The following is a 17071-nucleotide window of genomic DNA, read 5'->3' on the forward strand; positions in this document are numbered from 1 at the left end:
CTATGGCTCATATTAAATTACTGAATGAAGAACTGCCTGGGATAGTAGGCTTGTTAAATTACCGCCCTGAAACAGCAAAACCATTGCTTGAATTAGCCGAAACCTTACTTCGCGGCCCTTCATCATTGTCAAGTGGTGATCGCGAGATCATAGCGGCTTCGGTTTCCTGGTGGAACAATTGCCATTTCTGTCATACTTCTCACGCGGCAGCGGCCGTTGCACATTTAAAGTGTGACCTGAATTTTATTGATGAGATCAAAACGGGGCTGCTCAATACCCAGGTATCAGATAAACTCAGGGCATTATTGCATATAGCTCACCAGGTTCAGCGCAGCGGTAAGGAAGTTATGGCAGAGGATGTTGCCCGTGCCAGAGGAGCTGGCGCTTCCGACCAGGAGATACACGATACAGTACTCATTGCTGCTGCGTTTTGCATGTATAACCGCTATGTAGATGGCTTAGGTACCTGGGCGCCGCAAACCAACGAAGCTTATAAAGAAATGGGGGAACGTATGGCTTATGTGGGCTATGGGAAGAGTTGACGAACTATCCTGACTGTTAATCAGAGGAACGATGGTCCGGATCCGGTTTCAGCGAGTAGTGCTAAAATACGCTGACTATTTTAGCACTATCGAATATCGCTATCGGTTTTGTGGTTACCAATCAAGCTTCACCAGCATAACACCTTGCCGCGCAAGTAACAAATTAAGTTCCAGTTGCCCGTTTTTTACATTCATATCGAACGGGTTCCCGTCAGTTTCAAGTTGACCGGATTTTTCAAGCTCCCTTATTTGTTGTGCTGAGGGCGATTGCGGAGAGCCCATCTTTTTCCAGGCCTCATAGGAGTTGCTGTGTTTATTATCGATAAGATACTTAGTCAGTCTTACCTTTTTTGCAGTTAAGCCTGATATACTCAGGTTGATTGGCTCGGGCGGTGCCTGTTTATCTTCATCATGATAATTCCAGATCATTACTGCTGCAGATCGCTTGTCTTTACTTCCCAGTGCACCAATGTCGGTTTGAGGCCCCCTCACACTTGAATCAACTACGGTCTTTAGCGGATACATGCGATTGCCCCGAACCTCCACGCGTTTGCCCGACATTTTGCCAAACATGCGAAAAACATTGAGCACCGGCTTATCAACCCCATTGGTAGCCAAATCACGGAACCCATAAAACCAGGGCTGGTTCTCGAATTCAAATGACCATGATACAGCACCGAGAAAATTTACACCTATCTGATCGGATAGCAGATAAATACGGGCAAATGATGCCGCGGTATAACTGGAGTACATAGTACCGTTGCGATAAGCATTTTCGGGATTGGTTGCCATGCCACACGCCGCGCAACCTTCCGGATCACACTCACCAATGACGACAGGCAGCTTACTGGTTTCGGGGTACGACATAGCGATATTGAAACCCGTGGCAATGTCGCGAAGCTGGGTCGACATATTCATAACCACCACATTGTTCTTTAAACCAGGTTGTCCTTTTGCATGGAAAAGAATGGCTTCTAACGGAGAACCTATTTTTCCGGTAGCATAGTTTTTCCCTGATATGCAATGTTTAATAAAATTGTTCAGCCATTCCTGCGCTCCCTTGCTTGCAGTTCCGGCCGCGTTCACACCACCTATCCTGGCGGTTGGCAGTGCCCGTTTTAATCCATCGGCGGCATAGTCATACAACTTAAAAAACTCCTCCTGCGACGCTTTCCAGTAAGCCCCATTAGGTTCATTCCATACTTCCCAATACCAGCTTTCCACTTCTTTTTTGCCATAGCGTTCCACAGAGTGTTTTACCCATTGGTAAACCAGCTCCCGCCATTTTTCATAGCTCTTTGGTGGATATGCCCATCCTGTAACAATATCTGAGTAAGGATCACCCGGTTTCCAGTGATGCCTGTAGGGCTTTGAATTATTTGTTGAAAGCGCTTCGGGCATAAAGCCTATCTGAGCCAGCGGTTTCATCCCTCTTTGGACATAAGTGTCGAAGATGCTGTCAATTATCCGCCAGTTGTAAACTGCGTTGCCATTGGCATCTTCTGTGTATGCGTTGGTTGATCCCCATTTTAATGCCGCCTCGCCATCGCCGCTCACCAATAAGCTATGCGTGCGTACATAAACCGGTACAGGACTCAAAGCTGCCAATTCTGACAATAATTTTTTGCCATCCTTCATGTAGGTATAATTCGGTTCATCATACCCAAACCATGCCCAAATGGATTTCATATCGCCCGTTTCCTTGGTCAGATCAACTTTAATAATGGCCGGTCCCTGCTGCGCAAGAACCTGAATGGTTAGTGCGGTACAGCTAAGTAATAGGCCAATTCTTTTAAATAGCCTCATATATTCAGTTGTTCTCATTGGTTTGGTTAAGAGTAGGTTCTCTTCTTAATGAATGCCTTGCACGGATAATGAATAAGTTATAATTATCACTTCGCTTTTCTAACGCCTTCCGTTGTCATAACTACCCGCTTGATAGTACCGTCTTTATTATAGTAGAGGTAATCGATACAAACGGAACGATGAAAGCTGCCTGCATCTGCCGCAAGTGCGCCAGTGTGATATATAAAATAGCTTTTGCCTTTAAAGTCAATTATTGCCTGATGGTTCGTATTTGAATTTCCCGCAAGTTCATTAATAATGCCTTTGTATATCCATGGCCCGTTAATGCTTCTGCTCATAGCATAAGCGATTTTCTCCGGGAACTGGTAAGCGTAAGACAAATAATACCATCCGTTGCGCTTATTTATCCAGGGCGCTTCTGTAAAATGAGGAAGGTCAATGGTTTTGATCGGCCCATCGAGTTCGGTCATGCTTTTTTTGAGTTTGGCATAATAACAAATGCCATTACCCCAGAATAGATAAGCCTGACCGTCGCCATCAATCATGACAGTTGGGTCTATATCATCCCATGGATGAGTCATAGCCTTGGTCATATCATTTGTGATCAGGGCGGTACCCCTGGCGTCGATAAAAGGGCCGGTGGGTGAGTCGGAGACAGCAACACCTATCGACTTGCCCGGGATTATTGCATGTTCCATTGCAGCGTACCAGTAAAATTTGCCACCCCTTTCAATTACTTGTGATGCCCAGGCATCGTCTTTCGCCCACTTAAATGTCTTTACATTCATAGGTTCTGGCGTATGCTGAGTCCAGGTCACCATGTCTTCAGATGAAAAGCACAGCCAGTTATGCATCACATAACCGTTGTGTCCGGCGGGGGCTTCATCATGCCCGGTATACAGGTATACTTTGCCTTTGTAAACCATAGCGGCCGGATCAGCAGTATAAACGTGTGTGATAATCGGGTTGCCCTTTGAATGTATAGTTGTGTCACGACCCGCAGCAAATGACGGGAGGGTGAGTGGCTGAAGAACCCAGAAAGTAAATAAATACTTGATCATAAATTTAGTTTTGTGGTGTTATTGCGCTTATTCATTCGCAATTATCGGTTTATAAGATCGGATATTGATATATGAGCCAGGAGACTAATATAGAATAATTTTTAATTGTTAAATAAACACTTAAAAATTATTTTTAGATACTTTCCGATTACCGGCAGAAAACACTTTGCATAAAGTTTGTCAAAAAACAAAATGCCACGAGCTTCTTAACAGAAGAGTTGTTAACTTTAAAGGCTGTCAATGCCATTCCCAATGGATGCCAAAGCGATTCTGAAGGACCATATTGCTAAAATTGTTTCGTTAACCGACGAACAATTCGATTATGTCTTTTCGCATTTTAAGCAGCAATCGTATAAAAAAGGCCAGGCTATCATCAGCGAGGGTGATAAGGTAGATTGTGAATATTTTGTGTTAGAGGGCTGCCTTAAGTCGTTTTACATTAATGACGAGGTTAAAATGTTTATCCTGCAATTTGCTATGCCTACCTGGTGGGCATCTGATTATAATGCTCTTTATAATGGCGGCAGGGCAACCATCAGCGTCGATTGCATTACCGATTCGCAGGTGCTGTGCCTCAATAGCGCTGATCGCGAAAAACTATGCAATGAAATTCATCCCGTAGAGCATTTCTTCCGCTGGCGTACTAATAAAGGCTATGTGGCTGCGCAAAAACGATTACTCTCATTCATGAATAATGACGCCCGTCATCGTTATGAAGAGTTGATGGCTTTGTACCCAGCCTTGTATAATATTGTCCCGAAACAGTTGATAGCAGCTTATTTGGGCGTTTCAAGAGAAACGCTGAGCCGGCTCTACAACTCCTGAAATTGTGATGTAGATCACAAAAGAAATCTGCTTTTTCGAATGTGATGTAGGTCACACAGCAACCCGGTAATTCCTCCCCACCTTTGTGTTGTTAATCAAAACAAAAAGATCATGGAAACACAAAAATTGGCAATCGAAGCCGCTCAGAGCAATATCGATTGGGTAGGCAGAAAAGTAACAGGCGCACATAACGGCACTATTTCAATCAAAGAAGGGGCACTGATACTGAATGACGGTCAGTTAACAGGTGGGGAGTTTATCATCGACACCACATCTATCAAGATCCTCGACGTAAGCGATCCTTCTACAAACGCTCAGTTTGCCGGTCACCTGGCATCAGCTGATTTCTTCGCATCAGAACAATACCCTGAAGCAAAATTCACCATTGCATTGGCAGAGCCAGCAGGCGATAACATTTATAACGTGAAAGGCGATCTGACCATAAAAGGGATCACCCATCCCGTTGCATTCACTGCAGTACTAAGCAACAATAACGGCACTGTTAGTGCATCAGGTAAAGTGGTTGTCGACCGTACGCTGTACGACATGAAATTCCGTTCAGGCAACTTCTTCAAAGACCTTGGCGACACCCTTATCTACAACAATTTTGATTTAAATGTAACTATCACCGCTAAAGCTGCCTAAGCAGCCGGGGCACAAAAATTAAAGCCATGCCATACGTAAAAATTGAATTCACCCGTGAAAACGGCGTGACCCGTGAGCAAAAAAGGGAACTGATCAAAGGGGTAACCGGCGTAATCACCGGGGTTTTGAACCGGGATCCGCATCTGACCCACGTTGTTATACAGGAAATTGGATTGGATGACTGGGGTTATGCAGGCGAGCAAACATCGGTTTTGAGGGAAAAGGGAATAACAGCAGATAAAAAGTAAAGCAATGAAAAAACAAACAGTAATAGTTACCGGAGCATCATCCGGCATAGGGAAAGAAGTAGCCCGCTATTTTTTGGAAAAGGGCGATAATGTAGTGATCAATTCCAGCACCGCTGAAAAGCTGGAACAAGTTTATAACGAGCTTGGTGCCGGCGAAAACCTGGCCATGGTGGCCGGCAACGTAAGTGATAAGCGTACCGGTGAAAAACTGGTAGCTATCGCGGTCGAGAAATTCGGCTCGGCGGATGTACTGGTAAATAACGCCGGCATTTTTGAAACCAGGCCATTCCTTGAGGTTGACGAAGCATACCTCGACAGGTTTTTAAATACCAATCTCAAAGGTACTTATTTCACTACACAGGCTGTGATACCCCAAATGCTGAAACAGCACGACGGTGTGGTGATCAATATCAGTACACCACTAGTTAACAAAGGTCTCGGCGGAGTGCCCATCACTGCACAAATGGCATCAAAAGGTGCAATAAATGCCCTTACTATACAACTGGCTGCTGAATTTGGCAAAGATAACATCAGGGTAAATACGATAGCACCCGGTACCATCCGCACGCCGATGCACGGTGACAATGCCGACCAGAATGCGGGGTTGCATCTGCTGAACCGTGTGGGTGAGGTGGAAGATATTGCCCAGATGGTTTATACGGTTGCCAAGAACAATTTTATTACCGGCGCTATTATTAATGTTGACGGTGGGGTAGCTGCCGGGTACAACCTCAATTAAAATGAAAACATTGTTTTTAACCGCTTTGTTGTCCTGGTGCTTTTGGGATGTCAAAGCACAAAACCTTACAAAAATGGAAACACTGCAAAAAGAAGATTCATTAGTGATCTCAGAAACATTGAAAAACCGTTATTTCAAAGGTATTTATGAAGGTGACGTAAATACACTCAAAAGTGTGTATTATCCGGGAACCTTGTTATTCGGTGATGTGAAAGGTCAGCCTTACCAAAAAACACTGGCTGAATACCTTGATGGTGTGGCTCACCGTCAGAGCCCCAAAGACTCAGGCAAACCATATAAAGGTGAGATCCTCTCTGTTAAAGTGGTTAATTCCATCGCCATTGCTGAGGTGAGAGTGACTATGTATGATTTTATTTATCATGAGTTCCTGTCATTCCACAGAATGGACGGCAAATGGTTGCTGGTTAATAAAATGATCAGTGATACAGCAAATTAATCTTTGGTCATCAACTCATTTAAAACATTAGTAATGGAAACTAAATTAACATTGGTAGCTTATATCAACATTCTTCCGGGTTTTGAAAAGGAAGTGAAAGAAGCAACTGCAATACTGGCAACAGAAACAAGCAAAGAACCAGGCAGCGAACAATTTCTGCCATATACCAGAAATGATTCGCCTCAAAGCATTTTCTTTTATGAGATTTATAAAAACGATGAGGCCTTTCAATGGCATAAAACCTTGCCTCATGCTACAAAATTCTTTGAATTTGTAAAAGGTAAAATCGTAGACGATAAAATCGAAGTGGTTTTTCTGACACCGTTAAACAGTTCAATACAAATTGGCCATGTGGTATAATACAAAGGTGACGGAGCTTTTAGGGGTTCAATATCCCATACTGCAGGGCCCGTTTGGCGGCGGACTTTCTTCTGTAGAATTGGTGGCAACAGTATCCAATATGGGTGGTTTGGGTGGGTACGGCGCTTATACCATGAACCCTGGCGAGATATATGAGCTGGACAGGCAGATTAAGGTGGCTACTGACAAACCCTATAACCTAAATCTGTGGGTGTCGGATACCGACGCTGTTGATGGCACCATAACTGATACGCAATATGAAGAGGCTAAACGGCTATTCCGGCCTTATTTTGAGGAGGCCGGAATAGCGATGCCTGAGAAGCCAGCACCATTTAAATCGAGGTTTGAAAACCAGTTGCAGGTGGTTATGGATATCCGTCCCAAAGTATTCAGCTTTATGTTTGGCACACTCCCGCAGGACGTGATGGAACAACTTCGAAGCAGAGGGATCAAAACCATAGGTGCAGCTACAACACTGGATGAAGCCGTCGCTTTGGAAGCAAGCGGTGTGGATATGATTATTGCTTCGGGTTTTGAAGCTGGCGGTCACCGGCCATCGTTCCTGGCTCCGGCAGAACAGTCAATTACCGGGACATTTGTGCTGCTTCAACTGATAAAGGAAAGCGTGAAAGTGCCGGTAATTGCCGCAGGTGGTATTGCCAATCGCCGCGGAGTGGCAGCAGCGTTGACTTTAGGCGCCGATGCAGTCCAGATCGGGACGGCATTTTTGGCAACCGATGAATCTGGTGCTTTACCAATACACAAGCAAATGTTGTTTTCTGATGCAACTAAATATACCACGCTGTCGCGTGCATTTACCGGAAGATTAGGACGTGGCATTACCAGCAGGCCGGCTCTGGAATTGTCAGGAAAGGAAAAAGCGTTTTTACCGTTTCCGCTGCAAACCACCTTTATGTCGTCGTTAAGAAAAGCAGCGCTCGAACAACAGAAATGGGATATGGTGTTGTTTTGGGGAGGACAGATTGCTCCCATCCTGAAGCATCATAAAGCTGCTAAACTGATGCAATCGGTGATTGACCAGGCTGCAGAGATTATGACATTCTAAACAATCAAGGTTGCACATGGGCCAATATTGGCAGACCGAACCTTATCTGCCATTACTGCACGATGTTTCTCATCAGATAAACCGATGACTTACGTCATTTTTATTAGTATCTTATTTCGCCAGTTTTATAAAAATTTCACAATCTATTATTTGCTGGTTATGAGGACGATATTTATATTTAATGATGGCTTCAGAGGAGTAGAAAATGCCGGATGTTCGCCTTCTCTATTGCTCAGAAGATTGAAGCTGGCTTGTCGATTCCAAATGCCCGTAATGCCTTTCCCTTTATAAATTACCTTAATTTGAATAATTTGAAAACTGACGAGCTATCAAGTTTCTGGCATTTGTCCATAGATAACGCTATGAATAAGCTATCCTGCCAGATTAATGGCCTTACAGACAGGGAGGCAAACAAGCGGTTAAAACTCTACGGACCAAATACAATAAAATCTAAAAAACGGACTTCAATAGCGGCGCTCTTCTTGTCGCAATTTAAAAGCCCGATCACCTTATTGCTTATTGCTGCTGCCTTGCTATCAGCCGGATTAGGTGATGTTGCAGACACGGCCATCATTCTGGTGATTGTACTGATCAGCAGTCTGCTAAGCTTTTGGCAGGAGAAAGGCGCTGCTAATGCAGTTGATGAATTGCTGAAATTGGTGCAACTTAATTGTACGGTTTTGCGGGCTGGAGAAAGGAAAGAAATACCGATGGAGCGTGTAGTTCCCGGCGACATTGTTTACCTCACGGCGGGTGACATTATCCCCGGAGACAGCCTGATCATCGAGTCGCAGGAAATATTTGTGGACGAAGCTGCTTTTACCGGCGAAACCTACCCGGTTGAGAAGAGTGGTTGCATATTGCCTGCCGATACACAACTCTCCAAGAGAAGCAATTCATTATTTATGGGGGCGCATGTTATAAGCGGCAAAGCAACGGCATTGGTGATAAAAACCGGTCGGCAAACTGAATTTGGAAAGATATCGTCAGACTTGCAGCACAAAGCACCCGAAACAGATTTTGAGCGGGGCATTCGCCGGTTTGGTTACATGCTGATGGAGATAACCCTGCTATTAGTTATTGTCATATTTGCGATCAATGTTTATCTGCATAAGCCGGTTTTAGATTCATTCCTGTTTTCACTGGCATTGGCTGTTGGTCTCACGCCCCAGCTTTTGCCTGCTATTATCAGTGTAAATCTTTCGACAGGAGCCCGGCGGATGGCGCACAAACAGGTGATCGTGAAGCGACTGTCATCCATAGAGAACTTTGGAAGCATGAATATTCTGTGTTCGGATAAAACCGGGACGATCACGGAGGGGAAAGTAAAGCTAAAAAATGCACTCGATACCGATGGCAATCACAGTGATAAAGTACTAAAATATGCCTGGCTGAATGCATCGTTGCAGCAGGGGTTTCATAATCCAATTGACGCGGCCATCTGCCAATCCTATCAGCATACATCAGAAAAATTTACCGCTATTACGGAAGTGCCATATGACTTTAATCGCAAACGCCTGACAGTTCAGGTAACTAATGGTAAAGAAATTATTGCAATCACCAAGGGAGCTTTAAATGCAGTGTTAGGTATCTGCAATAAAGTAGAAACATCTACCGGCATAAACGATATAGCAAGCTATCGTAAACAAATAGACGAGCAATATCAGGAGTTGAGCAGCTCGGGCTTTCGAACACTTGGCGTAGCTTATAAGAATATCGGTAAAGAGCATAAAATTACCAGGGACGATGAACAACAGATGATATTCCTTGGTTTTATTGCTTTGTTTGATCCACCTAAACCGGGTATTGATGTTACCATCAAAAAATTGAATGAACTTGGTGTTAGCTTAAAGATCATTACCGGCGATAACGCTTTGGTTGCCAAAAGTCTTGCACTACAGGTAGGGATTAGCCAGCCCAATATTCTCACCGGGGCAGATTTGCATAAAATGAGCAATGTGGCACTCACCCATAAAGCCAAAAGCACAGACATTTTTGCAGAAGTGGAACCCGACCAGAAGGAACGCATCATCGCTATTTTAAAAAAAGCGGGTTCCGTGGTAGGTTTTATGGGTGATGGTATCAACGATGCACCAGCCTTGCATATAGCCGATGTTGGCATATCAGTGAATACCGCGGTAGATGTGGCAAAAGAAGCAGCGGAAATAGTGCTGCTGAGTAATAGCCTGGATGTGTTGGTGGATGGCATAATTGAAGGCCGCAAAACCTTTACAAATACCATGAAATACATCTTTATGGCCACCAGCGCCAATTTTGGCAATATGTTCAGTATGGCGGGAGCGTCATTGCTGATGCCTTTTTTACCGTTATTACCTAAGCAGATATTGCTCACTAATCTGATGACTGACTTTCCTGAAATGGCCATTGCTACCGATAAGGTGGATGACATCAATATCCAATCGCCCCAGCAATGGGACCTGGGCTTTATCCGCCGCTTTATGGTGATCTTTGGATTGCTGAGCTCAGTATTTGATTATCTCACCTTTGGCCTGTTGCTGTTTATTATGCATTCAAAAGAAAAAGCATTTCAAACCGGCTGGTTTACCGAATCGGTGATATCTGCTATCCTGATAGTGCTGGTGGTACGTACCAGGCTGCCATTTTTCAAGAGTCTTCCGGGCAAATTGCTTTCTATTGCTACTATTTTAGTCCTGGTGTTTGTCTTGTTTATCCCTGCGTTACCATTGGCCAACTGGCTGGGCTTTACACGTCTGCCATTGCAATATTACTGGTGGATGTTGCTCATTGTAGGGCTTTATCTTTTTTCGGCCGAACTGGCCAAAAGATGGTTTTACAGCAGTCTTAAAAAGAGATCGAAAAAGTGATCAAAAGCATTTTTTGCATTGTCGCCCATCATTTGCCCAATGTGTTAATTTCCTGAGTTTTGTGAAGCAATGATCAACAAATTGATCGTTGTCAAAAACTCAGAGCTATGAAATACCAGGAGAAATTTATTCTAACCTTAAACTGCGGTTCTTCCAGTTTAAAATTCAGTTTGTTTGATGTCAATTCGCTTGCCCCCGAACTTTCGGGTGCTATCACTCACATAGCCACCACTGTAGGGACATTCAGGATTAAGGATAAAGACGATAAACTTCTTAAAAAGGATCTGAAGTTTTATAATAGCCTGGATACAGCTATTAAGGAGGTGTTGAGTTGGCTAAAAATAAATCAGGATAAATATCCTCTTGCGGCTATTGGCCATAGATTGGTGCTTGGCGGGCCGCACAGGCATGATACAGAGCTGGTTACAGACGGGCTCATTGCAGAGCTAAATAATTATATCTACCTGGCTCCTAATCACCTGCCCGAAGAAATCACTGCTATAACATTATTCAAGGAAGCCTTTGCCGGGTTACCACAGATAGTTTGCTATGATACCGCTTTTCATGCAGAGATGCCAGACTGTGCTAAATACTATCCTTTGCCTTCGGTTTATAAAAAGGAAGGATTGATGCGTTATGGATTTCATGGCCTATCCTACGAGTATGTGTTAAGTAAACTTACGGATATACAGATAGACAAGAAAAAGATCATTATCGCTCATCTTGGCAGCGGCTCGAGCATGGTTGCTGTGAAAAATGGGAAAAGTATAGATACTACGATGGGCATGAGTCCGATGGGGGGCCTGGTAATGAGTACCCGCTCAGGCGACCTCGATCCTGGTGTGGTGCTTTTTCTGTTAAAACGCACCAATATGTCGGTATCTGAGGCTGATGAATTATTAAGCCGTCATTCGGGGCTAAAAGCCATAGCCGGCACCGGCGATATGACGGAACTATTAAAAAATGAATATACTGATGAGAAGGCAACCGAAGCAATTCACCTTTTTTGTTACCAGGCTAAAAAGTTCATCGGCGCTTTGGCATCCGCTATGGGCGGATTGGATGTGCTGGTATTTACCGGGGGCATCGGCGAAAATTCAGCTACTATCCGTGAACGTATCTGTGAAGGACTGGAATTCCTGGGTATATCCATCTATGATAAATCAAACTACGAAAATAACCGGGTAATATCATCAGTAGACAGCAGGGTGATCGTGGAGGTAATCCCTACGAATGAAGAATGGATGATAGCCAACCACACACAACAACTTGTCAGCAAACATATCCTTCAAGACTATGAAAAAGCTATCTGAAAAAGAATTGGAGCTGATCAACGCTTATTGGAGAGCCGCCAACTATTTGGCCGCCGGTCAGATCTATTTGCAGGATAATGCCTTGCTTAAAGAACCGTTGAAGCCTGAACACATTAAACCCCGTCTGTTAGGGCATTGGGGTACTTCGCCGGGCTTGAACCTCATCTACGTGCATCTTAACAGGCTGATTAAAGACACCGGAGCGGACGTACTTTACGTTTGTGGCCCAGGACATGGTGCACCGGCAATCGTAGCCAACACTTATCTTGAAGGCACTTATTCAGAAGTGTATCCTGCTGTGCCTGAAAATGAGAAGGGAATAAAACATTTGTTCCGTCAGTTTTCAACTCCGGGAGGCGTGCCCAGTCACGTGAGCGCCCATACTCCGGGTTCTATACACGAGGGCGGAGAATTGGGTTACTCGTTGGTGCATGCTTTCGGGGCTGTTTTTGATAATCCCGATTTGATCGCCGCTTGTGTGATCGGAGATGGGGAGGCCGAAACCGCACCTTTGGCCGGAAGCTGGAAATCGGTAGCGTTTCTGAACCCTGCCCGCGATGGGGCAGTATTACCTGTTCTGCATCTGAATGGTTATAAAATATCCGGTCCGACAGTTTTAGCACGAATGTCGGATGATGAGTTGCTGCGATTATTCGACGGCTACGGTTACGAAGTTCATTTTGTAGAAGGCAACGACCCGATGTTCGTGCATGAGGTAATGGCCTGGACTTTGGATGATGCCTACCACAAAATAAAACTGATACAATCTGAAGCCCGCAATAAAGAGGAGTGCTCAAAATATATTAAATGGCCGATGATCATCCTGCGCACACCAAAAGGGTGGACAGGCCCGAAGGAATGGAAAGGCGTTCCGATAGAAGGTACATTCAGGGCACACCAGGTGCCGCTTGCCGGCGTAAAAGAAGATCCGGCTAAATTGAGCTTACTGGAGCAATGGATGCATAGCTACCGCCCCGAAGAATTGTTTGATAAGGATGGCAAACTTATCCCCGAATTAAAAGCGCTGGCGCCTAAAGGTAATAAGCGTATGAGCGCTTTGCCGTACGGAAACGGTGGTATGTTATTGAAAGACTTAGTTTTGCCTGACTTCAGAGATTATGCGTTGGAGGTAACAGAACCCGGAGTAAAGGAAGCTGAAAGTACCCGTAATCTGGGGCACTACGTCCGCGATATATTTAAGCTGAACGAAGAGAATAAAAACTTTCGGTTGTTTTGCCCTGATGAAACGAGCTCTAACCGGTTGGAATCTGTTTTTGAGGTAACCGACCGTTGCTTTATGGAGCACATTGAAATTAAAGACGAGAGCCTTTCGCCTGATGGCCGCGTGATGGAAGTGTTGAGCGAGCATTTGTGTGAGGGATGGCTCGAAGGATACCTGTTAACAGGAAGGCATGGTTTGTTTCCTTGCTATGAAGCGTTCATTACCATTATTGATTCCATGTTTAGTCAGTATGCCAAATGGATAAAAACCGCCTGTGAGTTACCATGGCGTAAGCCGGTGGCCTCATTGAATTACCTGCTCACATCACATGCATGGCGCCAGGATCACAATGGTTACAGTCATCAGGGCCCCGGATTTATTGATACCGTTGTGAACAAGAAAAGCTCGGTGGTGAGGATTTATTTGCCGCCTGATGCTAACACCTTGCTATCGGTAACCGACCACTGTCTCCGCAGTAAAGACTATGTGAATCTGATCGTTGCAGGCAAACAGCCTGAGTTACAGTGGCTGAATATGGATGACGCTGTAGCTCATTGTGAAAGAGGCGCCTCTGTATGGAAATGGGCCAGTTCCGATCAAGGGCGTGAGCCGGATGTAGTGTTGGCCTGTGCCGGTGACGTACCCACTTTAGAAACTATAGCTGCTGCCTGGCTGTTAAAACATTATCTGCCGGAATTAAAGGTACGGGTTGTTAACGTGATCGACCTGATGGCATTATCGCCGCAACAGTACCATCCTCATGGGATGAGTAACGAGTTATTCCATGAGCTGTTTACTGATTCCGCCCCCGTCATCTTTGCATTTCATGGTTATGTGCGTATTATACACGACCTGGTACATGGCCGCCCCTATCCCGCACGCTTCCATGTACGAGGCTTTATGGAAGAAGGTACGACTGCAACGCCATTTGATATGACAGTGCTGAACCAGATGAGCCGCTATCATTTAGCAATAGAAGCGGTGAAGAGAGTATATAGTATACATAACGGCACCGGCGCATTTATTGCCTACTGCCAGGAAAAGCTGAAACAACACCATGAATATATCTGTAGCAACCTGGATGATATGCCTGAAATAAAAAATTGGAATTGGAAAAGTGAACCAGAGATAGCTGCTTCCACTCAACTTTTTAATCAGCTATCCGAGCAGCTGGGATTGGAGTGATTAAAAGAGAGGGAGGAGAAAATCTGAAATTATATTCTCCCTATTTCTTGTGCTACTCTCTGTGCCGATCGCAGGCATGATTCCATTCCCCTGCTCATGTTGTCGGCATAAGTGCCTGCGAAGTATATCCGCCCTTCAGGCTGCAATATTTGTGGCCAGAATTTGTGCATCTCGCCCATAGGAAATGGCTCCATCTCGCATACCGGGGCAAATTTATCGCGGGTCCAGTCTACCGTTAAAGCCTGTTCGATGGTATCATGTTTGCCGGGATATACCTGGCGGAAAGCAGCCAGCACACGTTTCGGAGAAAGCCCGCCCGGGCCAAAAGCCTTTAGAATAACACGCTTGGTATCCACCTGATTAGTTTCCAGCCAGATAGAGGAAATATCCGGGTGTTCAAACTCCATGTTGATGCTTTTAATGCCATCGTCCAGCCAGAATTTGGTGCTGGCTTCAAATACATAGAACGGGTGCGACGAATACGCCAGGTTATCTACCAAATATTGTTTTTCGGGGGAAAGCGGCGGCGTGACCGGAATGTTTTTAAATATCGGTAGGGTGATACAGTTCACCACATAATCGGCGTTTAACTCTGTCTCCTTTTCCGCGCCGTAAGGACGATAAGACACTATTACCCCGGTTTTGTTTTGCTTGATAGCTGTTATGGGACTGTTTAGTTTTACCCGCTCGCCTAAACGTTTTGCAAAAGCAATAGGTAATTGCTCATTACCATCTTTCAGATGAAAGGTTTCACCCTCAGAATAGGGTATTTTTCTGAAATCCATGATCGCCATTCGCCACAGGTAATACAAAGCTGAAGTGTTTTCTCCGCCTAGCTGCTTAAGCGCCGCCGGCGAAGCGCCCTCTTTTTTAAATATTTCAGATATAGAAACTTTGTCCAGATCATCATATCCAACACCGAATGGTTGGTAAGCATCTGTAAATTTGCTGAGATAGGGTTTAATATAGTATGACCCCAACTCATACATCGGGTGCTCCGACAGAAATTTGACCTCCTTTTCGTTGAATCCGAATTTGGCGAGAATAACCGGGTCTTTTAATTGGTCGGCCGTATAAAACTTGCCGCCAATCATCTTAAGGGCATCCTTGTCATAATTATATTCTGAGCCCTCAGCATTGGGATAGGGAATAGCCGTCAGCTTAAACTCCTCGACGTATTCAAAAAAGCGTTCGTATCCTGGTTTTGTGATGTGGTCGGCGCCAAAATCAGCATAAAGGCCATCGGATAATCCATCCCGCCCGGTAAACACATGCCCGCCATACCTGCCCGATGCTTCCAGTAGCACTACTTCATGCCCGGTTTTCAGCAGTTCATAAGCGCAGCAAAGCCCGGTAATACCCCCGCCTGCAACGATCACTTTTTTGGTAGCAGCCGATAATTCTTTAGCTGATAGAAACTGTGGAGCGACTATGGCACCTGCACCCGCAATAAGTGCATCCTGAATAAATTTCCGCCTTTTGATTCTTCTCATGTTTTTAACAACCGCTAAGATTTATGTAATGCAATATAAAATTATTTCTAATCCGCCGATTAAACCTTCTGAAAATAAAGCCGTTTAAGACAATAATGAAAAGAACCTTTACAAACCTTATTATTTGTCTGCTTTTACCGTTGGCGATAGCCTGCAAAAAAGGCGGCAGCCCTAATCCGGGTACTGGAACCACAGGCCCGACCGGAACAACAGGCACTACAGGAACTACAACCACTACCGATACAGCAAAACTTTATTTTCCGCCTGTTGCCGGCACCACCTGGCAAACTGTTTCTGTTGCTTCGCTTGGCTGGGATCAAACGCAGCTCGATGCGCTTTATCCTTACCTGGAGGGGGTTGGTACAAAGGCTTTCATTATTTTGAAAGACGGCAAAATAGTTACCGAACATTACTTTGGCGCATTCACGGCAGATAGTCTCTGGTATTGGGCGTCGGCAGGAAAAACAGTCACCGCGATGTTGGTCGGTATCGCCCAGCATGATGGACTGATCAATATCAATAATAAAACCTCAGCATATATTGGTACCGGGTGGACATCAGCACCTCTGGATAAAGAAAACCTGATCACTATAAAAAATCAATTAACCATGACCTCCGGGTTGGACGATGGTGTAATCGACCAGAATTGCACATTACCCGGCTGCCTGGTTTACAAAGCGGACGCCGGAACCCGCTGGGCCTACCATACCGGAGCATATACCATTTTGGACAGCGTAATTGAAAGAACCAGCGGGATGTCTTTTAATGCCTATTTTCAACAAAAATTGAGGAATAAAATCGGTATGAGTGGGTTGTGGATCAAATCGCCTCATTCAAATAATGTTTACTACAGCAACGCCCGAAGCATGGCACGTTTTGGTTTGCTGATGTTAAACAAAGGCACATGGGACGCCACACCAATTTTAGCAGATACCGGCTATTTCAATAGCCAGATAAATACTTCACAAAACCTGAACCTGAGTTATGGATATTTAACATGGCTTAATGGGAAGGCCAGCAGTATGCTGCCCCAAACGCAAATTGTATTTCCTGTTTCGATCATTCCCAATGCCCCGGCTGATTTGTATGCAGCCTTAGGCAAAAATGATCAGAAAGTATATGTGGTACCATCGCAAAAGCTGGTTGTTATTCGTATGGGAAATACCGCCGGAGGTGTTAACATGGCGGGAGACGATTTTGACAATACACTTTGGGGAAAACTGAAAACGATCATTAAATATTAATGCCGGTTTGAGGTACCGG

At 44.8% G+C, this 17071-nt stretch carries 15 protein-coding genes; 12 read left to right on the forward strand and 3 right to left on the reverse strand.

Annotated features, from left to right (window positions below; all coding sequences use genetic code 11):
• Positions 1-2 precede the first annotated feature (2 nt).
• The gene (locus Q3A68_RS17565; protein WP_302902424.1) at positions 3-542 is read left to right on the forward strand and encodes a carboxymuconolactone decarboxylase family protein; all 540 of its coding nucleotides are present in this window, start codon (positions 3-5) and stop codon (positions 540-542) included.
• 114 nt (positions 543-656) lie between these two features.
• Here the strand turns inward: Q3A68_RS17565 and Q3A68_RS17570 are convergent, their stop codons facing one another.
• Positions 657-2366 carry a GH39 family glycosyl hydrolase gene (locus Q3A68_RS17570; RefSeq protein ID WP_302902425.1) on the reverse strand — a complete coding sequence of 570 codons (1710 nt, stop codon included), beginning with the start codon at positions 2364-2366 and terminating at the stop codon, positions 657-659.
• Between the two features lie 68 nt (positions 2367-2434).
• A complete protein-coding gene (locus tag Q3A68_RS17575; RefSeq protein ID WP_302902426.1) occupies positions 2435-3409 on the reverse strand; it encodes a glycoside hydrolase family 43 protein in 975 nt (324 codons plus the stop codon).
• 240 nt (positions 3410-3649) lie between these two features.
• Here Q3A68_RS17575 and Q3A68_RS17580 point away from each other — a divergent pair, with 240 nt between their 5' ends.
• From Q3A68_RS17580 to Q3A68_RS17625, 10 genes are all read left to right on the forward strand, one after another.
• Positions 3650-4234 carry a Crp/Fnr family transcriptional regulator gene (locus Q3A68_RS17580; protein ID WP_302902427.1) on the forward strand — a complete coding sequence of 195 codons (585 nt, stop codon included), beginning with the start codon at positions 3650-3652 and terminating at the stop codon, positions 4232-4234.
• A 111-nt stretch (positions 4235-4345) separates the two neighbouring features.
• Entirely contained in the window at positions 4346-4879 is a 534-nt protein-coding gene (locus Q3A68_RS17585; protein ID WP_302902428.1) for a YceI family protein, read from the forward strand.
• A gap of 26 nt (positions 4880-4905) precedes the next feature.
• Positions 4906-5127: a tautomerase family protein gene (locus tag Q3A68_RS17590; protein WP_302902429.1), complete on the forward strand. Its 222-nt coding sequence runs from the start codon at positions 4906-4908 to the stop codon at positions 5125-5127.
• 4 nt (positions 5128-5131) lie between these two features.
• Complete coding sequence (locus Q3A68_RS17595) at positions 5132-5866, forward strand: SDR family NAD(P)-dependent oxidoreductase (RefSeq protein WP_302902430.1); 735 nt, start codon at positions 5132-5134, stop codon at positions 5864-5866.
• A gap of 1 nt (position 5867) precedes the next feature.
• Positions 5868-6323 carry a nuclear transport factor 2 family protein gene (locus tag Q3A68_RS17600; RefSeq protein WP_302902431.1) on the forward strand — a complete coding sequence of 152 codons (456 nt, stop codon included), beginning with the start codon at positions 5868-5870 and terminating at the stop codon, positions 6321-6323.
• A gap of 33 nt (positions 6324-6356) precedes the next feature.
• Entirely contained in the window at positions 6357-6683 is a 327-nt protein-coding gene (locus Q3A68_RS17605) for a putative quinol monooxygenase (RefSeq protein WP_302902432.1), read from the forward strand.
• Positions 6673-7749, forward strand: coding sequence for an NAD(P)H-dependent flavin oxidoreductase (locus tag Q3A68_RS17610; protein WP_302902433.1), 1077 nt, complete (start codon positions 6673-6675; stop codon positions 7747-7749). Before Q3A68_RS17605 ends, Q3A68_RS17610 begins: the two co-directional genes overlap by 11 nt.
• A gap of 212 nt (positions 7750-7961) precedes the next feature.
• Positions 7962-10595, forward strand: a complete 2634-nt coding sequence (gene mgtA, locus Q3A68_RS17615; protein WP_302902434.1) for a magnesium-translocating P-type ATPase — start codon at positions 7962-7964, stop codon at positions 10593-10595.
• 107 nt (positions 10596-10702) lie between these two features.
• A complete protein-coding gene (locus Q3A68_RS17620; RefSeq protein WP_302902435.1) occupies positions 10703-11908 on the forward strand; it encodes an acetate/propionate family kinase in 1206 nt (401 codons plus the stop codon).
• A complete protein-coding gene (locus Q3A68_RS17625) occupies positions 11892-14315 on the forward strand; it encodes a phosphoketolase family protein (RefSeq protein ID WP_302902436.1) in 2424 nt (807 codons plus the stop codon). The genes Q3A68_RS17620 and Q3A68_RS17625 overlap by 17 nt, the downstream gene beginning before the upstream one ends.
• A 29-nt stretch (positions 14316-14344) precedes the next feature.
• On the opposite strand, the gene Q3A68_RS17630 is transcribed toward Q3A68_RS17625, so the two are convergent.
• A complete protein-coding gene (locus tag Q3A68_RS17630) occupies positions 14345-15808 on the reverse strand; it encodes a flavin monoamine oxidase family protein (protein ID WP_302902437.1) in 1464 nt (487 codons plus the stop codon).
• 95 nt (positions 15809-15903) lie between these two features.
• Here Q3A68_RS17630 and Q3A68_RS17635 point away from each other — a divergent pair, with 95 nt between their 5' ends.
• On the forward strand, positions 15904-17052 hold the full coding sequence (locus Q3A68_RS17635) for a serine hydrolase domain-containing protein (RefSeq protein WP_302902438.1): 1149 nt from the start codon (positions 15904-15906) through the stop codon (positions 17050-17052).
• Positions 17053-17071: the final 19 nt, after the last annotated feature.

Origin of the sequence: Mucilaginibacter tolerans (assembly GCF_030519375.1) — a bacterium.
Taxonomy (GTDB): Bacteria; Bacteroidota; Bacteroidia; order Sphingobacteriales; family Sphingobacteriaceae; genus Mucilaginibacter.